Origin of the sequence: Paenibacillus sp. J2TS4, assembly GCF_018403245.1 — a bacterium.
In the GTDB taxonomy this organism is placed as follows: Bacteria; Bacillota; Bacilli; order Paenibacillales; family NBRC-103111; genus Paenibacillus_L.
Window position 1 is genome coordinate 559,394 of sequence record NZ_BOSH01000003.1, and the last position, 18,384, is coordinate 577,777.

Genomic DNA, 18,384 nt, shown 5'->3' on the forward strand with positions numbered 1-18,384 from the left:
GAGGGAGAGCTGAAGGATGGCTGCTAAGAAGGAACAAATCTATGAAGGGGCGCTGACCGCTTTTTCCAGGCAGGAGTTCAGCGAAACAACGATGGACTCCATCGCCGAGTTGGCGAGCGTATCCAAAGGAACGCTGTATTATTATTTTCCGACGAAAGAGGATTTGTTTCTGGATGTGATTGAGAAAGGGATAGTACGGCTGCTCGGTCAGATCCGGCCGGTGCTTGAGAGCGGCCTTTCCCGCGAGGAAATGCTTGTTAAGCTGTTGAAGGTGCATTTGAAATTTTTTGACCGGGAAAAAAGGCTCTGTCAGCTGCTTATGAGCAAAGTGTGGGGGACCCAGACGCTTCATCACGGGATACAGGAACGGATTAGTCATTATTTTTCAACGATGGAAGGATTCTTCGGGCAGCTTCAGAAGGAAGGCTGGATCGACCCGGCGATCAGCATCCCGACCTTGACGAGCGCTTTGTTCGGGATGGTCGGATTCACCGCTTTGAGAAGAATGGAGATGGGGCTTGCGGTGTACACGCAGGAAACGAAGCTAAGCTTGATTGCCTTATGCAGCGGAGCGCTTCGCGCGGAGGGTATCGTTCCGCGATCCAACGAAAGAGCGATGGGGGAACGAAAATGAACATGCCATTGGATTGGGAAGCCTACGCCCAAAAGCTGGAGCAAAGTGTGCGGGGAACGTTCTGGGAGGAGCTGGGGGCGAAGCTGGTGAGCCTCTCGGAAGACAAGGTTATGATTTCGCTGGAGGCCGAGGATCGGCATTTGAACCATATCGGGATTCTGCACGGCGGGGTCCATGCCTCTCTCTTGGACAATGTCATGGGCCTGGCCGCCATGATAGCGAGGCCGAACGACAGGATCGTCACGACTAATCTGAACGTACATTATGTCGCCCCGCTTAAGAAGGGAACGAATTATGCGGTAGGAGAGGTTCTGCACCTCTCCCGCAAAATCGTAACGACCCAGGGAAGATTGTACAGCGAAGAAGGAGGAGTGGGATCGTTCGGCACCGGATCGTACCGGTTGATTTAGGGGAAGGCAGGTGAAACTTGTGACCGGATGGGCATGGCTTCACTGGATCGGGTTTGCGGCCGCGGTCGGCTATGCCGTTTACTTGTTCTCTCATGTCGTCTACAGCCGATATTCGTATATCCGGTTAGGAAGAGCAGAGAATTCTAAGGCGACAACCCGGGAACGGCTTCGGAATTTGACGGTGCAAATGCTGGGCCATCAAACGCTCATGAAGGATAAGCGGAGCGGATGGATGCATCTGGTCATGTTCTACGGGTTTATCGTGCTCCAATTCGGCGCTGTCGACCTGATCGTACGAGGGCTGGCGCCGGAGCATCATCTGCCGCTGGGCAGCGGGTACCGCTATTTCGTCCTGGTTCAGGAGACGACGATTGTTCTGATTCTGCTGGCCGTCGGCTATGCCTTCTACCGCAGATATATTGAGAAGCTGAAACGGTTAAAACGCGGCTGGAAGCCGGCTGTTGTGCTGATCTTCATTGCCGGATTAATGCTGTCCTTGCTGTTGACGGAAAGTATGCGGGCGATTTGGAAGGGAGAGTCATTCTCCGCCTATGCTCCTGTTTCTTCGCTTATTGCAGGCGGCGCGGGCGGAATCGGAGCGGGACTCGCGGAAGGGTTGTTTTATTTGTTTTGGTGGCTTCATCTGTTGATTCTGCTGGCGTTTCTTGTGTATGTCCCTCAATCGAAGCATGCTCATCTACTGTTCGCTCCGTTCAATCTGTGGATGAGAACGGCGGGACCGCCCGGCAAGCTTCAGCCGATTGACCTGGAGGATGAAACGGCGGAGGAATTCGGTGTCGGACGCATCGAGCAATTTACGCGGAATCAACTGCTCGATCTATACTCTTGCGTGGAATGCGGCCGCTGCACGAATGTATGCCCGGCGTCTGCTACGGGGAAACGGCTGTCCCCGATGGATTTGATCGTCCAATTGCGCGATCATTTGACGCACCGGGGGGCGGCAGTCACCTCCCGGACGCCCTGGATGCCCGCATTCGCGTTCGCGGGTTCGGAAGCTAACCGGGCGGCTCTGGCCTCCCGTGCTTTCGGAGCCGGAAGCGGGGATGCAGCGGAAGCGGATGCGGGAGCCGGAACCGGGGCGGGTGCGGGGACCGTAACGCAAGGGGCCGCAGCGGCCCGCCTCATTGGCGACGTTGTGACCGAGGAGGAACTGTGGGCCTGCACGACCTGCCGGAACTGCGAGGATCAATGCCCGGTGGCCAATGAGCATGTCAGCATGATCGTCGATATGCGCCGCTACCTTGCGTTAACGGAAGGCAAGTTTCCGGCGGAGGCGGGCCGAGCGCTGAACCATATTGAGCGGCAGGGCAATCCGTGGGGGCTGTCTCGAAGGGACAGGAACGGCTGGATGAGCGGCTTGACGGAAAGAGACCGAGCTCCGACAGTGGAGGAAGCCGGGGAATTTGATTATTTGTTTTTTGTCGGTTCCATGGGTTCGTATGATAAAAGGAGCATGCGGATCACGTATGCGATGATCCGGATTATGAATGAGGCCCGAATTTCCTTCGCTGTACTGGGCAACGAGGAGGGCAATTCCGGAGATACCGCCAGGCGTCTTGGTAACGAATATTTGTTCCAGGAGCTGGCACGCAGCAATATCGAGCTTTTTCACCAATATGGTGTGACTAAAATCATTACGATCGATCCTCACGCTTACCATTCATTCAAGAACGAATATCCCGATCTGGGCTTGGCTTCCGGGATCGAGGTTTACCACCATACCGAGCTGCTTGCGCGCTGGATTGCCGAGGGCCGGATTGTCCCTCGCAAGGAGTTGAAGGAAAGGGTGACGTATCACGACTCCTGTTATATGGGCAGGTATAACGGAGTCTATGACGCTCCGCGCTTGATTCTATCGGCCATACCGGGAGTAGAACTGGTGGAGATGGAGCGCAGCGGAAGCAACAGTATGTGCTGCGGGGCCGGTGGCGGTTTGATGTGGCTGGAGGAGAAGGTAGGCGAGAGAGTGAATGTCGAGAGGACCAGGCAAGCGCTGGCGGTCCGTCCGTCGATTATCGGCAGCGCCTGCCCTTATTGCTTGACGATGCTGGGTGATGGTGCGAAGGCGCTCGGCAAGGAGGAAGAGATCGACACCTATGATGTGGCCGAATTGTTGCAAATGTCACTGGAGGGCAATTGAGACTCCCACGGCTAAAGCAGCAAGCTGATACCTTCGGTATCATTGGGATTCTTGGGTGGTAGTCGGCAGTGCATTTCTGCTAACCGTAGTTCCCCCAAGTTCAGGGCTGTCTCATCAGCCCATCCTAAGACAGTGCATTTAGCATCTTAGGCTGACAGACTGTTACCATCTGCCACAGGTTTGCTCTGAAAATGTTTTAGCGTCTTCGTCTTGACGACTTCATACATTTTACGCTCAAGAAGATTCGCTTGAGCAACCTCATATGTATGCTGTTTTCAAAGAGCGAGTATCGTTTTAACGTCTTTTGCTTGACGGCACAAAGGGCATACCCTAATTATACCAAATCAGGTTTGCCCTGCCCATCCCATGAAGGGATGTTCTGGCAAAGCCGTCTTTCATCCCACGATTAAAACCGTGGGCTTTCAGTCGGAAATTCTTGTAAGTTAACCTCCGGGTCTGACCCTTCCCATGCCAGCCCGCAGTGCGTGCCGGGAGAAGGGTGCGTTAAGCTAAGATCAGTAGGAAGCGAGGAAGGATGTAGGGGCAGGGTAGGTGATTATTGGCAGTGTAGAAGAGTGTGGACCGTTTCGTCTGAGCTCACACTACGTCTGGCTGATGATAGCCCGCCCGCCCCTTCGCTGTGATCGCATCAGGCAGAAATTGAAATTCGAAGAAGAATGGTCAATATCGTGGAAGCTCTAGGATTATGGATGGGATAATGGTAAAATCTTTATAAATGCCTGAACAAGATGTTACAGGTATAGTTCGTTGCTATAAAGTGAAAGAATCGATGGATAAAGTAAGCCTCACGTGTGGTGAAATAGTGTTAGACTCAGGCTGTTGAAAAAAGTCATTGTCATTTTCTATAAATGCCGTAACATTCGGCAAGCGTTGTCATATTCCGGTCTGATGATCATTTTTGCACTCAATCGTCGAAATAGGCTGATTTTTATCACAATAAATCGATACGTTGAGATACAGTAGAGGGTTCGGATTGGGATGGGAAGGGGCAGCGGTCTCAGGCCTTTCGTAAGAAAGCTTCGTGAGCATTGGCTGGTTTGTTAGCGGGTCAATTTTTGTAAGGGGTTAATTTAGATTAGACGATCTGGGGATAACAGCGATTGGAGGCCCCTGACGTATTTCGTAACTGTATAAATCACTATATTATAATCACTATAGAAAAAGGAGCTCGCGAATGATTATCGTACGCAATCTTACCAAACGGTTCGACTCCGAGCGGGAAGTGCTTTCTAAAATTAGCTTTCAAGCCGATAAAGGTGATTTTATCGCTATTCTGGGCGGCAGCGGCAGCGGTAAAACGACCCTGCTTCGCTGTTTGTCCTTACAAGAGTCCTGGAGCGAAGGACAGTTTATTTATGAAGGGAATGACATTACGTCATTCAACTTTATAGAGAAGATGAAAATTAAGCGCAAATGGGCCATGATTGAAGAACAGCCGTATTTGAATCTCAATATGACAGCTATCCAAAATGTATTGAGCGGCCGCTATAAGAAAACCTCCCTTCTCCGCTTTGTCACCCGAGTGTCTGCCAAGAACGACCACCTGGAGGCTATGGATTTGCTGGAGCATGTCGAGCTGCTGGACAAGGCGAGGGAAAAGACGGCTAAATTGAGCGGAGGAGAAAGGCAGCGGGTAGCTATTGCTCAAGCTCTCGTACAGGGGACGGAAATTTTGTTTGCGGACGAGCCGGTCATTGGTCTGCCCCCCGAATCTGCCAACCGGGTAATGGAGGATTTGAGGAACATCAGCCGCAAGAAAAAGGTGACGATTATTTGTACGGTTAATAATGTCGAGCTGGCTGAGCGTTTTTCCAGCAGAATCTGGGGGCTGGCGGGTGGTCGAATCGTGCTGGATATCGCGGCGCGAAAGCTGACTTTGCGGGAAAGAGATCTTATTTTCAAGTAACCTTAAATGCTGCTTGTTAGCGTGGCGTTAGAATAAAGGTTTCAATGCTCCATTATATGGAAGTCGTTTTTTCGCAGTGGTGATTAAGCAGTTTAAGCAGCTTAATGGATCAAAAGCCTGAAATTCTGTAGAGTTGCGGGCTTTCTGCGGATGAAAGGGTTATTGCACTTAATGCTATCCCGGTCGAGCGGTTTGGCTAGATGAGATAAGCCGACGCGGAGGTAGGGGAGACGCGAAAGAAAAGGGAATGGTTAGAAGTTCGTTCTAAAATTAGGCATAAAGTCCTAATTTTTCCGTGATTACAGTTTTTTCGATCTAATTTCTATATAATGAGTACTTGTAATATTAAGTTTTTTGTATCGGAGCCTTGTAGATTTGCATCCGCCAAGACTAACGCAGAGGAGGATTGGTCGGTTTGGGTCATCTGAGAACGAGGGAGAAAGAACAACTCCATACGATTTATATCGTTCGAGCGTTGGCCATTCTAGGAGTCATACTCGTTCATGTTTCATCCATTCCTGTTGGAGCCGTCATTGATAAGCATTCTTCTATGTACCAGCTCTTTAACTTTGTTAACGTTTTTAACCGTTTTGGAACGCCGACTTTCATTTTTTTGAGCGCTTTCGTTCTGTTCTACAGCTATTATGATCGGCCTATGAACAAAAAAATGATTGGCACTTTTTATAAGCGAAGATTTTTATACATATTGGTTCCTTATTTTATTTGTACTACATATTATTTTGCGATTCAGATGTATTATTCGTATAATCAGTCGTGGGAGCAGTTCTTTCAGAACGTAGCTTTCTCTGATTTCTTTACTGCGGTCGCGATGGGAAAAGGGTTTTACCACTTATATTTTGTTTTTATCAGTATTCAATTTTACCTTTTGTTTCCTGTTTTGTTATGGCTGCTGCAACGCTTTAAGCGGGTGACCAAGCATTTGGTATGGATAGGGCTGGTCCTGCAGTGGGCTTTTGTATTGTTTGATTTTTATTACTTACACTATCCGGATAAGGGGCATCTGGCGACCAGTTACCTGTCCAATTATTTGCTCGGGGCCTTCTTTGGAATCTATTACCTGTCCATCAAGGATTGGATCAGGGTGACCTGGCGCAAGCTGCAGACCCGCTGGGCGGTTCTGTGGGTTCCCTTGTGGGCTATATGGATAGGCGCCAGTCTCGGCCATGTTTATTTATGGTATCAGACGAGAGCGAACGATGTGTTTGCGCATGGCCTTGTCTATGAAGCATTATGGTTCTTACATAGTTATTCTTCTGCCCTGATTTTGCTTCAGGTATCGGATGGGCTGGCCCGGATACTTAACTACAGATGGGTAAATCTGTTGTATCATCTGGGATCGGCTTCCTTCGGAATCTATATTATTCATGCGGCTGTTCTGTTCTATTATTCATTAATTCCTGCGAGCTTCAACCCGAAGCTGTACTATGCTTACATCGCTGGAGGATTTGTGGTTACGCTAACGGTCTCATGGGGGATCGTTGCTCTGGTTCATAGGTATATGAAGCATTCCTGGCTGCTTTTCGGATCTATGCCTAAATCCAAACCACATCTCCCCGGAAAGGCCGTAACGTTCCAGGGGCAATCGAAGACGGAGGCGGGCTAGTTAGGCAATTGACTATAGAAGAGGAGGATCATAGCATGAAAATTACATTTTACGGTCATTCTTGTCTGTTGGTTGAGCATGGAGGCAAACGGGTCATTATCGACCCTTTCTTATCCGGCAACCCTTCTTCGGGCGTTGATCCGTCAGATATTCGAGTCGACGCCGTGCTGCTTACTCATGGGCATGACGATCATTTGGGCGACTCCGTGGAGATTGCCAAGAACAATGATTGTCCGATTGTAGCCAACTTTGAGCTGGCAGGCTACTGTGAGCAGCAAGGGGCCAACGTTCATGCGATGAATACCGGGGGTGCCTATTCATTCGATGGCTTCAAGGTGAAGTTTACGCTCGCTTTTCACGGTTCCTCCATTCGCAAAGGGGATCAGTTCCTCTATGCCGGACAGCCGGCGGGGATCTTGCTGACCATGGGGGGCAAGACACTGTATCATGCCGGGGATACCGCTTTATTCGGAGATATGAAGATCATTGGAGAGCTGAACACGATTGATGTGGCCGCTCTGCCGATCGGAGATAACTTTACGATGGGTCCGGAGGATGCCGTCATTGCCGCACAGTGGGTGCGTGCTAAGCGGGTCATTCCCCTACACTACAACACGTTTCCGGTTATTGAGCAAGACCCCGAACGATTTGTCGCCAGCTTGAAAGAGGCGGGCATCGAGGGAACGGCCCTTGCTGCCGGAGAGAGTATCGAACTATAGGATCGGATAGCTATTAGATCCTTCCTCCTGTCCAGACGATGGATATGGAGGCTTTTTTTTGTTTCAAGACTTCGGATGGCTCTGGTGAACCTTGGCACTGCTCACAATAGACAGAGGCATCCTTTTGCTTATGTATGGCAACGCAAAAAATTAATGGCTCAGCCGCATGCCAAGCCGTGCACCGATAGCATGAAGAGGTAACGAGGTCTTATCACTTTGTTGCCTCTTTTTTATCTCATTATCATTACCTAAAATTAGTTAAAATGGTACAATATTTTAAATTAGTTCAAAGCGGAAGGAAATGTAAAATTGTAAAAACAGGAGGAATTAGATGGAGCCTTATTTTACAACGCATTGATACGGTCTGCGTAAAGGATTTAGAAAGCTCGTTAGAGTGGTATACTACTAAACTTGGGTTGAAGTTGCGCTGGATTATGCGAGAGTATGCAGCGTTGGATATTGGGAACGGTGAACCCTGTATAATTGTGATCATGGCCAAGAAAATCATCGTTAAGCTGAAAAGACATGCAGAAGTACACGTCAATTTGCGAAAATCCATAATATATAAAAATGACGTGCAAAAGTGCATGTCTATCCCTGATAAAAGGGGAAAAGCGGCAAATAACTTAATCACACCTGCATATTTGCATGTCATTTGTTGATTCTAACTAAAATTTTATTAGAGACCTGCACTTATGCCGGTTGTTCACAGAAAAGATGGTCGGGGGGTGACGATTATGAGGAGCGATGAAGCTCTAGAATTATGGAATTCTCTTAAACTGTTGTCTATGGAAGATAAGGAATCCATTCTCGAGGCACTTGAAAATTATTTTGGTAAACAATTAGAGCTTTCATTTCGAAATTTATCCAGGATGGACAGAGAAGAATTTCAAATAATTCAATCGGTAGTAAATGGATTAATACTCACGCAAAAGTATATACCAGATATTCAATTAGCCTATGAAGAAGTAAAGAACAAAAAATTGCCATCCACCATATCTTTTGGATGCATCAGTCAGGAAAAGAAAGAAAAAAATTAGAGTAGAATCATGAACTGCGGAGTTATTTTTAGCTAAATGCTTGGATAAGTTTTGTACGGAGAGGGGGATGAAGATTGACAAGCTATCGCCGAACTACTTCATCTATGGTCATGTTCTTGCTCATGCCGCTTATTATGTTCGGTTGCAGTAATGAACCGCAGGGAGCGGAGAAGATAGCCTATCTATCCGCCAATGATAATTCATCTTATGCCACCACCTTTAGCGATCTGCACCTCGGAAATATACTTGATTACCATTTAAAGCTGACTAAAGCTGATCAAAGCTGGGTTACCATCTGGGTAGAGGGTTATATCGATGGTGAGAAAGCGGAACCCTTCCGTCTGACAGAGCTTTTGTATGGGTTAAACCCAAATGATGAATTAGTAGAGGGGTCGATGGGGTTTGGTATAATTGATCGCTTTAAAGACGTTTCTTTCTTCTTGTATTCACACGGAGTCTCTACGACATCTAAAGCGATAGATATTATTTTAAAGCGCGAAGGGGTAGGGATAAGCGGTTGGGACTATGCAATTGGCAAGGAAAAAGTGAGTTTAGAATCAGGGGAAACCAAGGTGCTGGGGGTTTACCGGGAGGCGAAGGATTCCATGAGAACGTATGATTATCAAGATGAGGAGGCTATCCATCAAATGATTAAAGAGGATATGACCGTACTGCTACTTAAAATCAAAGTGGAAAAAGATCATCCATGAGTGCCCATATGAGATTATTGCTATCTATGGTAATAATTTATTTCTCTGTAGTGTCAACGTTGGATGCATCCTGGGCTTATAGCTTCGTGGTTTACAATGGAAACATATATGTTATTACTCAAGAGGAAGTTGAAGAGGACCAGCTAAAAAGAAAAATTGGTCAAGTCACTTCTTACACAGATAGAGAGGGGACATATAGAGGGAACTTTTCTAATACCTTTCCTAAAGGAACACAATATTACGAAATAAATGGTGTAGATGTTTCGGAAGCCATTGCAGTAAAGACGGAGAAGGCTGTCTACATAAAAGCTTATTATGAAGGTGAATATGCGGGCAAAGATGTGCTTGCTTCAGTGTTTTCTAATAATAAAGCATCGCCATGGGTCCTATTATCTGCAACGGTACTTATAGCACTCATATTGACGAGTTACAAAAAGCGGAAAAAAAGAAAAAACTTATAATTTGGGCATCAATCGGTCGCTTTTTGGTCATTTGGGTAGTTTTATCGGAGGGTTTATCTTTAGCTTCATCCTATTTCTGGTAGATGGATTAAGTTCGAGAATGAAAGCTAGAAATCAAATAAGCAAGTAACAAAGTAGGCACTTAACGACATAGCAAGAAACCATTTGAGGTGAAGCTAATGTGTGAATTAGAGGTAGTAGTGGATCAGTATGATCAGGATCATTATTGAAATGAGCAAGTTAAATGTGGAACAGCGCAGTTTTCTTACTTATTTGGCTGAGCAGGATCAATTGTTTACACCGGGAGAACAATGGAGCTACAGCAGTACCGGATTTTTAATTTGCGGTTACATTCTCGAGCAAGTCTCGGGAATAACATTGGACAGCTTATTAAATCAGCTTTTTTTCACACCTCTGAACATGCAAAATACCGGGCCTGACAACCCTCGCACAATCAATTATGGACGGGCGTACGGTCATTCAAAGGAGAGTGGGAAATATATTAATGCAGACAACGATAAGCTAAGCGAGGTAGAGGCCCCTCGTGAACTCTTTTCTACCGTTTGGGATTTGAATAAATGGTGTGAAGCATTATTAAACGGTAATATCTTATCTCAAGAATCGATGCAAAAGATGTTCAAGCCCTATCTTAGCGTAAGCTTTGATCCATCGCTTAAATATGGTTATGGATGGTTTCTAGGTCATCATTATCGTTTGATTGGCGGTGGAACTCCAGGCTTTCGGTCGGAAATCTGGCAATACCCGGAGCTGTTAGGATGCCGATACTGTGTTTAGAAGGAGCAAGCGCGGTAGGAAAGAGTACGACCTGTAAAGCATTCATCGAAAAATATGATGGTTATGTTGTGCCGGAGACGGCTTTTTTGTTTGAATCGCCCGGTTTAACAGCGAGGATGGGATGAAATGGCTACTCCACCGACAAGTGGATAGGTGGAAGATAAGCACAAAATTTTCCTGACGGCTATTGACATGACAGTGGGTTTCGTATACATTTGTATACAAAACTAATGTATGCATTTGTATACGAAAGGAGTTGCGAGATGAGAGGTGGATATCGCGAACGCGGCGAAGGCAGGCAGCGTACCGAAAGTAGAGAGGGGCAGGAGTATCGTGCGGACCGTCATGGACGACATGGTTCCCGCCATGGAATGCATGGCGCCCAGACCTTCAGAAGAGGGCGAATTCTGGCTTTTCTTGAGCATTTGCAGGCACGGCGAACCATTTTAGCCAGACAGCTTGGCGAGTCTGAATACGAAGCGATCAAACCGGTCTTGACCGGAGAGCTCAAGGCGCTCGATCATGTCATAGAAGACTATATCCGCTTATTCGATCTTCAGGAAGTGGATACCCAACCGGAAAATGGCGATACCTCAGATGTCAGAGAGGGGAAATAACAGCAATGTGGCAATTGATGCGAAGGTTTTTCTCATATTACCGGCCTTATAAAGGCTTGTTTATGCTGGATTTTGGCTGCGCGGTCATTGCGGGTCTCCTGGAGCTTGCGTTCCCGCTTGCGGTTAGCAAATTTATCGATAATCTGCTGCCGGAAGGGAACTGGGGGATGATCGTGATGGCTTCTGTAGGATTGTTATGCGTCTATGCGCTTAATACCGTTTTGAACTATATCGTTACCTATTGGGGGCATATGCTAGGCATTAATATCGAGACGGATATGCGGCGGAAAATGTTCGAGCACATTCAGAAGCTGTCGTTCCGGTTTTTCGATAATCACAAGACGGGCCATCTGGTCGGCAGGGTAACCAACGATCTGAACGAAATCGGAGAGCTCGCCCACCACGGACCCGAAGACGTGTTTATCGCCGTTATGACGCTCGCGGGCTCGTTTACGCTGATGGCTTACATTAATCTGGAGCTGGCCTTGTTGACCTTCATCATCATCCCAATCATGGCTTGGTTAATTATCTTGTTCGGGGGAAGAATGACCAGCACTTACCGCCGGTTGTTCGCCAACGTCGGCAACTTTAACGCTCGGATCGAGGAAAATGTCGGCGGGATCCGCGTCGTGCAATCGTTCGCTAACGAAAAGCATGAGAAGGAGTTATTCGCGGTCGATAACCAAAACTTTCGGGAGACGAAGCTGATGGCTTATAAGACAATGGCCAAAAGTATTTCGGTCAGCTACATGTTGATGCGATTGATCACCATATTCGTGATGGTGTGCGGAGCCTGGTTTTTTATCAAAGGCAAGATCGAACTGGGAGAATTCATGGCTTTCCTGCTGCTGTCGAATATATTTTTCCGTCCGATTGAGAAAATCAACGCGGTGATCGAGAGCTATCCGAAAGGAATCGCGGGGTTCAAGAGGTATGTGGAGATCATCGACACCGAACCGGATATTGCCGATGCGAAGGACGCCGTTGCCGTTGACTCGTTGCGGGGCGATATTCGCTTCGAGAACGTCACGTTCGGCTATGAGCCTGGCCGGAATATTCTTGACGGAATCGATCTGTCGATTCGAGCAGGAGAAACCGTTGCGTTCGTAGGTCCTTCCGGCGCCGGAAAAACAACAATATGCAGCTTGCTACCAAGGTTCTACGATGTTAATGGAGGCCGGATCACAGTGGATGGCATGGATATCCGAAACATGACGCTGCAATCTCTGCGCAAAAATATCGGCATCGTTCAACAAGACGTATTCCTCTTCTCGGGAACGATCCGGGAAAACATCGCGTACGGAGATCTGAAGGCTACGGAGGAGCAAATCTGGGAGGCGGTGAGGCGGGCATCTCTGGAAGAAATGATACGCCAATTGCCGGAAGGGATGGAAACGATCATCGGGGAACGAGGCGTGAAGCTGTCTGGAGGGCAGAAGCAACGAATGGCGATTGCCAGGATGTTCCTGAAAAATCCTCCGATCCTGATTCTGGACGAGGCGACGTCGGCTCTGGACACCGAGACCGAAGCGGCGATTCAACAATCGCTGTCCGAGCTGTCTGTTGGCCGGACGACACTGGTCATTGCGCACCGGCTGGCGACCATCAAGAACGCAGACCGGATCATCGTCGTCGACGAAAGCGGCATCGCAGAACAGGGTCGGCATTCCGAGCTTGTCGCTTCCGGCGGCATCTACAGCAGGCTGCATCAGGCGCAATATCTGCACGCGTGAACGTAAGCCCCCGATTCGGGGGCTTACACTTGTTTACGAAAACGTTTGGAGAATATTTCTATAATCAGCGGTGATCATGCGCAGTAGAATATTTACTTTTGAATCCAAATCTTGACTTCCCCACTGGACATTTTCTGTCATTAAACCGGATATGACGGATAGATAGACTTCGAGCAGTTCCTCCGTATCCCCCTGAATTATTTCTCCCATTCTCTGCCCTTCCTTCTGCAACAGAACGATCAGCTCCTATAAAATCCTGGGGTGAATTTGACCTGATCTCCTCACAAAGTAATATCGGCTAATGGAAACAGACGAGAAGCTCTACAGTTGAGCTTCCTGTTTATTTACGGAAATAGAAGAATGGTTTAGACTTGAAAGAGACAAGACGATCGAAGGGTAGGCGATCTTTATTTCTGACCGACATTCTTCCTCTGAAAAAAATTCTGTACGGCAACACTGGCTGGACTTCATGATCGTTCCTTCGAAGTTCCAGCTTTCCCCCGTTCCCGAAGGGTACGTGAAGCGTCCGCGCCTCGATACGAAGCTTCAGGGAGTGTTCAAACGCCCCCTGACATGGATCGTTGCTCCTCCCGGCGCGGGCAAGACGACGCTGGTCAGCGGCTGGAAGGAGCAAATCTCCGTCCCGGTTGCGTGCATCGCCCTCGAAGAAGCGGACAACCATCTGCTGCGGTTCTGGCTCCATGTCATCGCAGCGATCGAGCATGTCTCGCCCGGCTTTGACGACGGGCTGACCAACCGTTTCATCGAGCAATTCATGCAGCAGCCGGGAAGAGCCTTGGCCGATTTGAACCGCTCATGCTCGCTGCTGCCTTCGCCGGTTGCGCTGGTACTGGACGACTACCATGCTATTGAAATTCCGGAAATTCATGGCATGCTGTCCGATTGGATCAAGAACATGCCTGCCAATATTCATATGGTCGTGATTAGTCGTACCGAAGCTCCGTTGAAGCTGCCCAAGAGCAAGTCGTACCGGATCGGCTGGCGTGACCTGGCCTTCACTGACGGCGAAGCGAAGCGATTTTACCGCAATGCGCTGAATCTTCAGGTCTCCGACCGTCAGTTGCGGGAATGGCAGGAACAGACGGAGGGCTGGGTACTTGGCATGAGAATGCTCGGGGCAACCAAACTTCATGAATGGCAAGGGGACATAGGGAAGGGGCGGGAACCCAGAGCGACGAATAACGATGCAGCGGGACAAGGAGCTGTCCGCGAACGGCTGATGGGGGATTTATTGTCCAAGCAGTCTCCGGAAACGATCCGCTTCCTGCTTCACATGTCCATTCCTGAGCGCTTCAATGAGGCATTATGCATCGAACTGGCGGGAAATGCAGAGGCGCAAAGCGTGCTGGTCTCTTTGGAGAAAGAGAATCTTTTTATTCAGCGTCTGCGCGACGGCACCGGGATTTGGTACCGGTATCACCCGCTCATCGCCCAAATGCTGCGGGATAGGCTGCGGCGGAAGGATCAGGCGCTGTGGCAATCCCTCCAGTGGAAAACGGGCCGCTGGCTGGAGAGCAGCGGTTATCCTATGGAAGCGATGGAGCACTATGTGAGAGGCTCTCATTACGAAGAAGCCTGCCGGCTGCTCGAACGGTTGTTTAATCAGTTTATTTTGAAGGAAGCCTGGACGCTGCGGCGCTTCTTCGCCATGATTCCGGAGGAAATGATCCAGGCCAGGCCGAAGCTGTATTTGTCTTGTTTGTTTTTTGCCGCGGGGCGGCAGGACCCGGACCTTACGATGGAGCAGCTGAATGCCATAGAGCGTAGGGTGGCATCCGACAATGTGGAACTTGCGGCTGAAATGCGCGAATATTGCATGCGCGTTATCGTGGTCATGCGGGCGTATGTATGCATCTTTAAGCGGGACTTGAAGGGACTCGCTCGCTATTTGTGTGATTACTTGGACCGGGGGTATCCGCCGAATGACGAGATTTTTGCGTATATCGACTATGAGGTGCACCATTGCTCGCGCTTGAGGAGCTTCCCGGGAGTCACCGGGCATTTGCGCCAAGCGCAAATTTGCTTCGAGCCGATCGTTGACAGGTGGCGCTCCCTCCGTTCCTATAACACCGCTTATTATGCGATTGGCTACGCTGAGCTGCTGTATGAATGGAACCGGCTTCGCGAAGCGGAGACATACGCAGAGCTTGCCCGCTCCATCGGAGACGAGCTGAACAAAGCCGCGTTGATCGTACCGGCGGCGATTATTCAGGCACGTCTTGCCTTCGGCAGAAACGAGTTTCAGCAAGCCTTTCAATGTTTGTGTGAAGTGCGTTCCCGGCTAAGCGACGAAGAAATCCGATACTGGACACCTATTTTGGATGCTTGCGAAACGAAGCTCCACTTGCTATCGCCTGAAGGCGATCCTGAAGCGGCATTACGCTATCTGGATGCTTATTCCGGCATTGTTGCAGAAGACAGTGGCTGCAACGAGCTGGTGTGTGCGCTTGTGTATGCCAGAGCGCTTATAGCCATCGGCAGCTATACGGAAGCGAGTTCCCGGCTGACAAGAATACAGAAGATTGCCGCGGAGCGCGGCCTGCTATCGGAACAGCTCGAAGCTTATATTCTGCAGGCGGTCATGTATGAGAAGCAGGACAAGTGGAGTCGCGCGGCCAGAGCATTCGGGAAAGCCGCTCATCTGTCCTCGGCGGACGGCCATATCGGGGTGTATTTAGAGGAAGGAGAGCCGTTACGCAAGATTGTGAACCATTACCGCGAGCTTAGACAAGCCTATAGGGTGAAGGAAAGACAGGTTTCCATCCGCTATGTCAACCAGATTTTATTCGCTTTCGAAGCGCAAGCATCGGCAGGGACCGCCGTTTCGGTCCAAGGGAATAATCCGCTCAGCGCGATGGAGAAGCAGGTTCTGCTGGGCTTGTCCAAAAGCTGCACCAGCAAAGAGATTGCGGCGAATATGGGAGTCAGCGTCGGAACTGTGCACACTTACATTCGGAGAATATTCGCCAAGCTGCAGGTAAACAAGCGCAAGGAAGCGGTATTGAAAGCATGCCGGCTAGGGTGGCTAATAATTGAATAACGGGAAAAAAAGCCTTAATTATGAGCCGTACAACAATAAAGCAAAGACTATTCCAGTCCAGGAGTAACTAATGGCGCGGGAGGGCGAATCTATCCCATCCATCCGTTGATTTTGCATGTGGCGTAGTTTAAACTTCATAGTGAGCGACCTCTTAGATGGGCATGTTTTAGTAGGGCTTCGGCCCCGTTCAACACCCCCGTCATTCGGAGGCGCTTTTTTCATTTTTGGCAAAAGTTGAATATCCATGGAAAATACTTTCAGGAGGGTTTATTATGAAAACTACAATTTATATGGTGAGACATGCGGAATCCCCGTATATATTCGGACAGGAGCAAACGAGAGGGTTGTCTGAAGAAGGTTTGGCTGCCGCCAGAAAAGTAGCCGACATTTTAGAGGGAATGGAAGTTGACTACATTATTTCTAGTAATTATGCAAGAGCCGTTCAGACGGTTCAGAATTTGGCCGAGAGAAAAGGGCTTCCCGTTATAGAATATGAACAATTAAGAGAAAGAGCCATCAAAGGACTGGAATATGAGGCGGAGTGGGAAGATTTGGTGAAGGCGATTGAAAAATCATTCGTTGATCCGGATTTTGCATTAGAAGGGGGAGAAACGACGAGGGAAACTCAACAAAGGGCCATCCCGATTATCAAGAAGCTCCTTAAAGAACACCGCGGCAAAAATATCGTGATCGGTACTCATGGAAACATCATGACCATCATTATGAATTATTACAATAAAGACTTTGGATTTGACTTTTGGAACCGCACTTCAAAGCCAGACATCTATAAGATGACCTTCAGCGATAATCAATTAGACAGCGTTGAAAAGATCTGGGATTAGCGATTTGTTTACTGGAGGCTATCCGAGCGGGCGGGACGGAAAGCTTAATCATCAAGGGTAAAGGAGGGTTCAGATGTCCTGGGAGATTAGACCGTATCAGCCAAAGGATCAGGAGGCGGTCCAAAGGCTGCATTGGGCAGGTCTTAATCAATTCAACGCAAGGCTGGAGGGCCCTGATTTAGATCAAGATCTGGAAAACATCGAGAAGATTTACATAAATAACAACGGGGATTTTATAGTAGGACTCATGGATAATCGGGTAGTATGTATGGGGGCTTTGCGCAAATTTACGGAAACCGTTGCAGAAATCAAGAGAATCCGGGTCGATCAGGAATTTCAGAGAAAAGGGCTTGGGCAGAAGATTTTATCCGCATTGGAAAAATCGGCAAAAGAAAAAGGCTACCGGAAACTTAGGTTAGATACGACAAGCAAGCAACGCCCGGCTCAAATATTGTTCGAAAGAAACGGTTACCAGGTGACCGTTCGGAAACGATGGGACGATCTGGAAATCATATTTTATGAGAAGGAACTTGAATAAGGATGAGATAGAATCATCTTATAAAAATGAATCGGATACTGCAAGAGCTGAACGACGAGAGAAGAGAGGTTATTATCAACTTAAAGAGAGAATTAATGGAAACGAAGCAATACGGCAACCTTTTTTTTCAGCGTTGATATTTATGAAGGGGTAATAAAACAAGGTATCCGTTCGAAAGATGATTTTTTGAGCTGGCATCACTCAAGTGGAGCAAATGAAATGGGATAGGATAACTTCTCTTTGTTAACAAAAAAAGTACGATATATATACACGGCACTAAAGATTTCAAAGCTCATGAAGTGGAGAAAGAAAGATGCTTCCAGGGCGAGTTTTGGCTTTGTATTCCTACCATCCGAAGGCCCATCCAATAAATAAGGAATCTGTTGTTTCGGGGTCCCCGAAAAGTACCTGGAATCGCTTCGAAGCCCATCTTCACTTTTTGGGGAGATAGTTTAGATGTTTGAAGCTTCGGAGGCACTTTCCTTCGGAACGGAATGATCGCTTTCTTTAGTGCCACTTATATAGTATATGATTTTCTGTGTCAGGGGGAATAAAATGGCTTCAAATTGGGAGAAAAGGTTCATGAAAGCAGCATTGGAGTTCGCTGAGGAGTCTAAGTGTGCGGCTAAGAAGGTCGCGTGTATTTTAGTTAAGGACAATTCGATTATAGGAATTGGGGTTAATGGATCTGCTCCGAAGGCCGTTAATTGCTGCGATATTTTCAAGAAAATAGATGGGAAATGGTTCAGGGCATTAGATCTGCCCAATAACCAAAATACGTTAAAAGATGGATTTGTGGAAGGTAAAAAATATTGGAAGCTTTGTGAGAATCAGAGGGAGCATTTTGAGTGGTCTTCTGAGTATGAGACACATGCGGAGATCAACGCCTTGCCCAGGGCTGGTACTAGAGCCAGAGGAGCTTCGGCTTACATAACTCATTCGCCATGTTTGGACTGTGTTAAGGCTCTGGGCGCTTTTGGAATTGCCAAGGTCTATTATTATAAAGAATTCGACAACTTCCAGAGAGCTGAGCAGACTCTTGCACGTTACGGAGCCACCATAGAGCAGTTAGTCCTATAAATGGTGCACTACTGATTTAATGGAAATTCTCA

General features: G+C 48.0%; 18 protein-coding genes. 17 read left to right on the plus strand and 1 reads right to left on the minus strand.

The annotated features are described in order from the left end of the window. The first annotated feature begins 16 nt into the window (after window positions 1-16). The 13 genes from KJS69_RS09750 to KJS69_RS09805 all read left to right on the plus strand — a co-directional run bounded on the left by KJS69_RS09750 (window position 17) and on the right by KJS69_RS09805 (window position 12,831). Window positions 17-634: a TetR/AcrR family transcriptional regulator gene (locus tag KJS69_RS09750; RefSeq protein WP_213583524.1), complete on the plus strand. Its 618-nt coding sequence runs from the start codon at window positions 17-19 to the stop codon at window positions 632-634. After that, a complete protein-coding gene (locus tag KJS69_RS09755) occupies window positions 631-1,044 on the plus strand; it encodes a PaaI family thioesterase (RefSeq protein WP_213583525.1) in 414 nt (137 codons plus the stop codon). The genes KJS69_RS09750 and KJS69_RS09755 overlap by 4 nt, the downstream gene beginning before the upstream one ends. A 19-nt stretch (window positions 1,045-1,063) precedes the next feature. Continuing rightward, complete coding sequence (locus KJS69_RS09760) at window positions 1,064-3,205, plus strand: (Fe-S)-binding protein (RefSeq protein WP_213583644.1); 2,142 nt, start codon at window positions 1,064-1,066, stop codon at window positions 3,203-3,205. A gap of 1,195 nt (window positions 3,206-4,400) precedes the next feature. Continuing rightward, window positions 4,401-5,132, plus strand: a complete 732-nt coding sequence (locus tag KJS69_RS09765) for a phosphonate ABC transporter ATP-binding protein (protein ID WP_213583526.1) — start codon at window positions 4,401-4,403, stop codon at window positions 5,130-5,132. A 415-nt stretch (window positions 5,133-5,547) separates the two neighbouring features. Next, window positions 5,548-6,756, plus strand: a complete 1,209-nt coding sequence (locus KJS69_RS09770; protein WP_213583527.1) for an acyltransferase — start codon at window positions 5,548-5,550, stop codon at window positions 6,754-6,756. Window positions 6,757-6,791: 35 nt separating this feature from the next. Next, window positions 6,792-7,475, plus strand: a complete 684-nt coding sequence (locus KJS69_RS09775) for a metal-dependent hydrolase (protein ID WP_213583528.1) — start codon at window positions 6,792-6,794, stop codon at window positions 7,473-7,475. A gap of 263 nt (window positions 7,476-7,738) precedes the next feature. Next, the gene (locus KJS69_RS30225) at window positions 7,739-8,137 is read left to right on the plus strand and encodes a VOC family protein (RefSeq protein WP_374706620.1); all 399 of its coding nucleotides are present in this window, start codon (window positions 7,739-7,741) and stop codon (window positions 8,135-8,137) included. Between the two features lie 75 nt (window positions 8,138-8,212). Next, entirely contained in the window at window positions 8,213-8,515 is a 303-nt protein-coding gene (locus KJS69_RS09780; protein ID WP_213583529.1) for a hypothetical protein, read from the plus strand. Between the two features lie 74 nt (window positions 8,516-8,589). Continuing rightward, window positions 8,590-9,225, plus strand: coding sequence for a hypothetical protein (locus KJS69_RS09785; RefSeq protein WP_213583530.1), 636 nt, complete (start codon window positions 8,590-8,592; stop codon window positions 9,223-9,225). A gap of 8 nt (window positions 9,226-9,233) precedes the next feature. Then, the gene (locus KJS69_RS09790; RefSeq protein ID WP_213583531.1) at window positions 9,234-9,686 is read left to right on the plus strand and encodes a hypothetical protein; all 453 of its coding nucleotides are present in this window, start codon (window positions 9,234-9,236) and stop codon (window positions 9,684-9,686) included. 231 nt (window positions 9,687-9,917) lie between these two features. Continuing rightward, window positions 9,918-10,481 (plus strand): serine hydrolase domain-containing protein, encoded by a 564-nt coding sequence (locus tag KJS69_RS09795; RefSeq protein ID WP_249730448.1) that lies wholly within the window; start codon window positions 9,918-9,920, stop codon window positions 10,479-10,481. 263 nt (window positions 10,482-10,744) lie between these two features. Continuing rightward, complete coding sequence (locus KJS69_RS09800; RefSeq protein ID WP_213583533.1) at window positions 10,745-11,098, plus strand: hypothetical protein; 354 nt, start codon at window positions 10,745-10,747, stop codon at window positions 11,096-11,098. A gap of 14 nt (window positions 11,099-11,112) precedes the next feature. Continuing rightward, window positions 11,113-12,831: an ABC transporter ATP-binding protein gene (locus KJS69_RS09805; protein WP_213583645.1), complete on the plus strand. Its 1,719-nt coding sequence runs from the start codon at window positions 11,113-11,115 to the stop codon at window positions 12,829-12,831. A 33-nt stretch (window positions 12,832-12,864) separates the two neighbouring features. Here KJS69_RS09805 and KJS69_RS09810 read toward each other — a convergent pair whose 3' ends face one another. Beyond that, window positions 12,865-13,041, minus strand: coding sequence for a hypothetical protein (locus tag KJS69_RS09810; RefSeq protein WP_213583534.1), 177 nt, complete (start codon window positions 13,039-13,041; stop codon window positions 12,865-12,867). Window positions 13,042-13,300: 259 nt separating this feature from the next. Between KJS69_RS09810 and KJS69_RS09815 the strand changes: the two genes are divergently transcribed. The 4 genes from KJS69_RS09815 (at window position 13,301) to KJS69_RS09830 (ending at window position 18,352) form a co-directional block, all read left to right on the plus strand. Then, entirely contained in the window at window positions 13,301-15,892 is a 2,592-nt protein-coding gene (locus KJS69_RS09815; protein WP_213583535.1) for a winged helix-turn-helix domain-containing protein, read from the plus strand. A 272-nt stretch (window positions 15,893-16,164) separates the two neighbouring features. After that, a complete protein-coding gene (locus KJS69_RS09820; RefSeq protein WP_213583536.1) occupies window positions 16,165-16,734 on the plus strand; it encodes a histidine phosphatase family protein in 570 nt (189 codons plus the stop codon). 73 nt (window positions 16,735-16,807) lie between these two features. After that, window positions 16,808-17,272, plus strand: coding sequence for a GNAT family N-acetyltransferase (locus tag KJS69_RS09825; protein WP_213583537.1), 465 nt, complete (start codon window positions 16,808-16,810; stop codon window positions 17,270-17,272). A 555-nt stretch (window positions 17,273-17,827) separates the two neighbouring features. Then, window positions 17,828-18,352, plus strand: a complete 525-nt coding sequence (locus KJS69_RS09830) for a deaminase (RefSeq protein WP_213583538.1) — start codon at window positions 17,828-17,830, stop codon at window positions 18,350-18,352. Window positions 18,353-18,384 lie beyond the last annotated feature (32 nt).

Bases quoted from the DNA above. Each gene is read 5' to 3' on its own strand.
- KJS69_RS09750 (WP_213583524.1), top strand. From the start codon at position 17: ATGGCTGCTAAGAAGGAACAAATCTATGAAGGGGCGCTGACCGCTTTT.
- KJS69_RS09755 (WP_213583525.1), top strand. From the start codon at position 631: ATGAACATGCCATTGGATTGGGAAGCCTACGCCCAAAAGCTGGAGCAA.
- KJS69_RS09765 (WP_213583526.1), top strand. From the start codon at position 4,401: ATGATTATCGTACGCAATCTTACCAAACGGTTCGACTCCGAGCGGGAA.
- KJS69_RS09775 (WP_213583528.1), top strand. From the start codon at position 6,792: ATGAAAATTACATTTTACGGTCATTCTTGTCTGTTGGTTGAGCATGGA.
- KJS69_RS30225 (WP_374706620.1), top strand. From the start codon at position 7,739: ATGGTACAATATTTTAAATTAGTTCAAAGCGGAAGGAAATGTAAAATT.
- KJS69_RS09780 (WP_213583529.1), top strand. From the start codon at position 8,213: ATGAGGAGCGATGAAGCTCTAGAATTATGGAATTCTCTTAAACTGTTG.
- KJS69_RS09790 (WP_213583531.1), top strand. From the start codon at position 9,234: ATGAGATTATTGCTATCTATGGTAATAATTTATTTCTCTGTAGTGTCA.
- KJS69_RS09795 (WP_249730448.1), top strand. From the start codon at position 9,918: ATGAGCAAGTTAAATGTGGAACAGCGCAGTTTTCTTACTTATTTGGCT.
- KJS69_RS09800 (WP_213583533.1), top strand. From the start codon at position 10,745: ATGAGAGGTGGATATCGCGAACGCGGCGAAGGCAGGCAGCGTACCGAA.
- KJS69_RS09810 (WP_213583534.1), bottom strand. From the start codon at position 13,041: ATGGGAGAAATAATTCAGGGGGATACGGAGGAACTGCTCGAAGTCTAT.
- KJS69_RS09815 (WP_213583535.1), top strand. From the start codon at position 13,301: ATGATCGTTCCTTCGAAGTTCCAGCTTTCCCCCGTTCCCGAAGGGTAC.
- KJS69_RS09820 (WP_213583536.1), top strand. From the start codon at position 16,165: ATGAAAACTACAATTTATATGGTGAGACATGCGGAATCCCCGTATATA.
- KJS69_RS09825 (WP_213583537.1), top strand. From the start codon at position 16,808: ATGTCCTGGGAGATTAGACCGTATCAGCCAAAGGATCAGGAGGCGGTC.
- KJS69_RS09830 (WP_213583538.1), top strand. From the start codon at position 17,828: ATGGCTTCAAATTGGGAGAAAAGGTTCATGAAAGCAGCATTGGAGTTC.